Source organism: Brevundimonas sp. EAKA (genome assembly GCF_000698025.1).
GTDB lineage: Bacteria > Pseudomonadota > Alphaproteobacteria > Caulobacterales > Caulobacteraceae > Brevundimonas > Brevundimonas mediterranea_A.
Genome location: NZ_JMQR01000195.1, coordinates 1 through 3860, shown reverse-complemented (window position 1 = coordinate 3860; position 3860 = coordinate 1). Strand labels below are relative to the sequence as shown.

The window sequence follows — 3860 nt, the reverse complement described above, 5'->3', positions numbered from 1 at the left end:
CTCTTCTCGTTTTTTTTTGACACTTTTCCGCCCCCCCCGGGCCTGTCTCCTGGTGTGTCCTCGCCATCGTCAGTTGTGTATAAGAGCCACCCCCCCCCCCCGAGACCGCCTCCCGCCAGGGCCGATCAGGTTAGCCCGCCAGCCGCCCGTTCGCCCCCGCCTCGATCAGGGCGATGGTCTGCGGCAGGCCGTAGATGGCCGCGAACGAGCCGAAGCGCGGCCCCTGGCTGGCGCCCAGCAGCACCTCGTACAGCGCCCCGAACCAGGCCCGCAGCGGCTCGACCTCATGCGCCTTACCAACCGCAAAGACCTCGTTCTGGATCAGCTCACCGTCCGTGGTGTCCGCCGGCAACGCCTTCAGCCGTTCCGCCAGATCCAGCAGCGCCGCCTTCTCCTTGTCGTCCGGCAGGCGATACGCCTTCGAGGGCTTCACGAAGTCCTCGTAATAGTTCAGCGCCCGGTCCATCAGCTGGTCCAGCAGCGGCTCGTTCTGCGGCGTCGCCTCGGGCAGATATTTGGCGAAATAGGCCCACAGCTGGTCCTTGGTCGAGGCGTTGGCCACCCCCACCAGGTTCAGCAGCAGGGCGAACGACACCGGCGAGGTATGGGTCGGCGGGTTCCCGGCATGGATCGACCAGACGGCGTTGTCGATCCGCTTGGCCGGCTCCTGGGTCTTGTAGCTTTCGATGAAGGCCAGATAGTCGTCGATGGCGCGCGGAATGACGTTGAAGTGCAGGCTCTTGGCCGACTTCGGCGACTGGAACATGTACCAGCTCAGGCTCTCCGGCGTGCCGTAGCGCAGCCATTCGTCCATCGTCAGGCCGTTGCCCTTGGACTTGGAGATCTTCTTGCCCTCGATATCCAGGAAGAGCTCGTAGTTGAACCCTTCCGGCGGCGTGCCGCCCAGGGCGCGACAGATCTTGCCGCTCTCGCGCACGCTCTCGATCAGGTCCTTGCCCGACATCTCGTAATCGACGTCCAGCGCGACCCAGCGCATGGCCCAGTCCGGCTTCCATTGCAGCTTCACATGACCGCCCGTGACCGGCAGTTCGGTGCGTCCGCCGGCCGGATCGTCGAAGACGATGGTGCCCTTGTCGACATTCCGCTCCAGCGTCGGGACCTGCAGCACATGGCCCGTGATCGGGCTGACCGGCAGGAAGGGCGAATAGGTCGCCCGCCGCTCTTCGCCCAGGGTCGGCAGCATGATGGCCATGACCGCGTCGAACCGCTCCAGCAGGGTCAGCAGCGTCGCGTCGAACACGCCGGACTTATAGGTCTCGGTCGAGCTCATGAACTCGTAGTCGAAGCCGAACCCGTCCAGAAACGCCCGCAGCCGCGCATTATTGTGCGCCCCGAAACTGTCGTGCGTGCCGAACGGATCGCGCACCCGCGTCAGCGACAGGTTCAGATCCTCGCGCAGCATCTCCGGGTTTGGCACGCCTTCCGGCACCTTCCTCAACCCGTCCATGTCGTCGCTGAAGGCGATCAGTCGCGTGGCCCAGTGGTCGCCGGTCAGCGCCCGGAAGGCGTTGCGCACCATGGTGGTCCGCGCCACCTCGCCGAAGGTGCCCATGTGCGGCAGGCCCGACGGCCCGTATCCGGTCTCCAGCACCACCGGCCGGCGCAGGGCCTCGAACTTCGCCAGGGCCTCGTCGGCCTTGCCTGCGTCGATCAGCGCCCGCGCCTCGGCCCGCTCGCTTTCGCCCAGCCGCTTTTTCAGAACATGGGCCAGCAGATTGCGGGCTTGTTCGAACGGCCAGGACTTGGCCTCACGGGCGAGATTTTCGAGGTTCTGAAGCATGGCGGCGGTTTGCAGTCTGCAAACCGCCGGGTCAACCGCCTATCCTTCCACCCGCTCCGTCACCCTCGGGCTTGTCCCGAGGGCCCACCTGTCCGCGAAATTCGAACGATGACGGTTGGCAGGTCGTTAGTGCGGTCGCGTTCCAGCCCGTGTCCGCCGTGGGTCCTCGGGACAAGCCCGAGGGTGACGGGTTCAGGGTCATCGCCGTCCCACCGCCCAACTCACCACCGCCGCCCCGGCCGCCACGATGATCGCATCCTCGATCAGCCCGCTCTTCGTCTGCCCGATCCGCTTCATCGCCGTCTTGCGTCCTCGCAGCGTCAGATAGGCCAACGGAACCGCCGTCCCGACCGCCAGCACAGCCCCCAGCTTCTCGCGCCCGCGCGGCGCCAGGGCCGAGCCGCGATCCCCGCGCTCATCACCCGCGCCAGCAGGCCCAGGAACACCGTCCGGTCCGGCGCCGACTTCATCTTGTCGCCGAACAGTTCGCCCACCCCCATGGCCAGACCGCCGAACTTGAACAGCGGATGATCCAGCAGCACCAGCCGCCCCGGCGTCTCCCGGTGCGCCAGCCGCGCCCCTGCAAGGGCCGCCATGGGCGTCATGGACCGGGCGCTGGCGACGGCGCCGATGAGGACGGAGGGAAGGAGGGCGAGGGTTTTCATGCTACCTCAACCCCGCAGGCGCGCGGAGGTTCACCGGCCGCCGCACTTGACCCCCCGCGCCCGGCATGGCCTTTGCCCCGCCGATGAAGACCGCCGATTTCGACTTCGACCTGCCCGAGGACCGCATCGCCCTGCGGCCCGCCGATCCGCGCGATTCCGCCCGGCTGCTGGTGGTCAAGGACGGCGCCCTGGACGGCCGCGTCATCCGCGACCTGCCCGACTTCCTGAGGCCCGGCGACGCCCTGGTGTTCAACGACACCCGCGTCATCCCCGCCCGCCTGTCGGGCGTCCGCACCCGTCCCGGCCCCGAAGGAGAGACCCTGACGGTCGCCGTCGAGGCCACCCTTCACCACCGCGACGCCCCCGACGTCTGGTCCGCCTTCATGAAGCCCGGCAAACGCATCAAGCCGGGCGACCGCATCCGCTTCGGACAGGAAGCCGACGCCGCCTGCGACCTGGGCCGACTCGACGCCACCGTCGCCGACAAGGGCGAAGACGGCCTGATCACCCTGAAGTTCGACCTGTCCGGCCCGGCGCTGGACGACTCCATCCGCGACGTGGGGGTCATGCCCCTGCCCCCCTATATCGCCGCCAAACGGCCCGAGGACGACCGCGACCGGTCGGACTATCAGACCGTCTTCGCCGAACACGACGGCTCGGTCGCCGCCCCCACGGCGGGCCTGCATTTCACCCCCGCCCTGCTCGAGGCGATCCGGGCCCGGGGCGTCTCCACCCACGCCGTCACCCTGCATGTCGGCGCAGGCACCTTCCTGCCGGTCAAGGCCGATGACCTGGCCGACCACAGGATGCACAGCGAATGGGGCGAGGTCTCGCCCGAGACCGCCGACGCCCTGAACGCCGTCCACGCCGCCGGCGGCCGCATCGTCTGCGTCGGCACCACCTCGCTGCGCCTGCTGGAATCCGCTGCGACCGAGGCCGGCGAGATCCGCCCCTTCCACGGCGACACCGCCATCTTCATCACCCCCGGTTACCGCTTCCGCGCCGTCGACGTGCTGATGACCAATTTCCACCTGCCCAAATCCACCCTCTTCATGCTGGTCAGCGCCTTCGCCGGCCGGGCTGCGATGAAGACCGCCTACGCCCACGCCATCGCCGACGGCTACCGGTTCTACTCCTACGGCGACGGCTCCTTGCTGTTCCGGGGGGCCGAAAACCACGCCTGACCGCCAAGCTCACCGCCCCCGTTCGCGCAGGCGAACGGGGAGGACAGGCGATCGCGTCAGCGAGCGCCAGGCGGGGACGACTCGGTGTCAGAAGCCAGCAAGGGTCATCATCATCGTCAGAAGCGCCCCCTCCGTCACGGCGCTCTGCGCCGCGCCACCTCCCCCAAGGGGGGAGGAATGCGAACACCGAAATCCTCCCCCCTTGGGGGA

The 3860-nt window shown here is 68.2% G+C and carries 4 protein-coding genes; 1 reads left to right on the top strand and 3 read right to left on the bottom strand.

All coding sequences use genetic code 11. The annotated features are described in order from the left end of the window. Nucleotides 1-130: 130 nt before the first annotated feature. From ER13_RS16520 to ER13_RS16515, 3 genes are all read right to left on the bottom strand, one after another. On the bottom strand, nucleotides 131-1801 hold the full coding sequence (locus ER13_RS16520; RefSeq protein WP_035311053.1) for a lysine--tRNA ligase: 1671 nt from the start codon (nucleotides 1799-1801) through the stop codon (nucleotides 131-133). Nucleotides 1802-1999: 198 nt separating this feature from the next. Continuing rightward, nucleotides 2000-2134: a hypothetical protein gene (locus tag ER13_RS19205; RefSeq protein WP_255347098.1), complete on the bottom strand. Its 135-nt coding sequence runs from the start codon at nucleotides 2132-2134 to the stop codon at nucleotides 2000-2002. Next, complete coding sequence (locus ER13_RS16515) at nucleotides 2122-2466, bottom strand: hypothetical protein (RefSeq protein WP_231492581.1); 345 nt, start codon at nucleotides 2464-2466, stop codon at nucleotides 2122-2124. Before ER13_RS16515 ends, ER13_RS19205 begins: the two co-directional genes overlap by 13 nt. Nucleotides 2467-2549: 83 nt before the next feature. Between ER13_RS16515 and queA the strand changes: the two genes are divergently transcribed. After that, nucleotides 2550-3650: a tRNA preQ1(34) S-adenosylmethionine ribosyltransferase-isomerase QueA gene (queA, locus tag ER13_RS16510; protein ID WP_035311055.1), complete on the top strand. Its 1101-nt coding sequence runs from the start codon at nucleotides 2550-2552 to the stop codon at nucleotides 3648-3650. Nucleotides 3651-3860: the final 210 nt, after the last annotated feature.

Coding starts and splice junctions, on each gene's coding strand:
- ER13_RS16520 (WP_035311053.1), bottom strand. CDS start 1,801: ATGCTTCAGAACCTCGAAAATCTCGCCCGTGAGGCCAAGTCCTGGCCG.
- ER13_RS16515 (WP_231492581.1), bottom strand. CDS start 2,466: ATGAAAACCCTCGCCCTCCTTCCCTCCGTCCTCATCGGCGCCGTCGCC.
- queA (WP_035311055.1), top strand. CDS start 2,550: ATGAAGACCGCCGATTTCGACTTCGACCTGCCCGAGGACCGCATCGCC.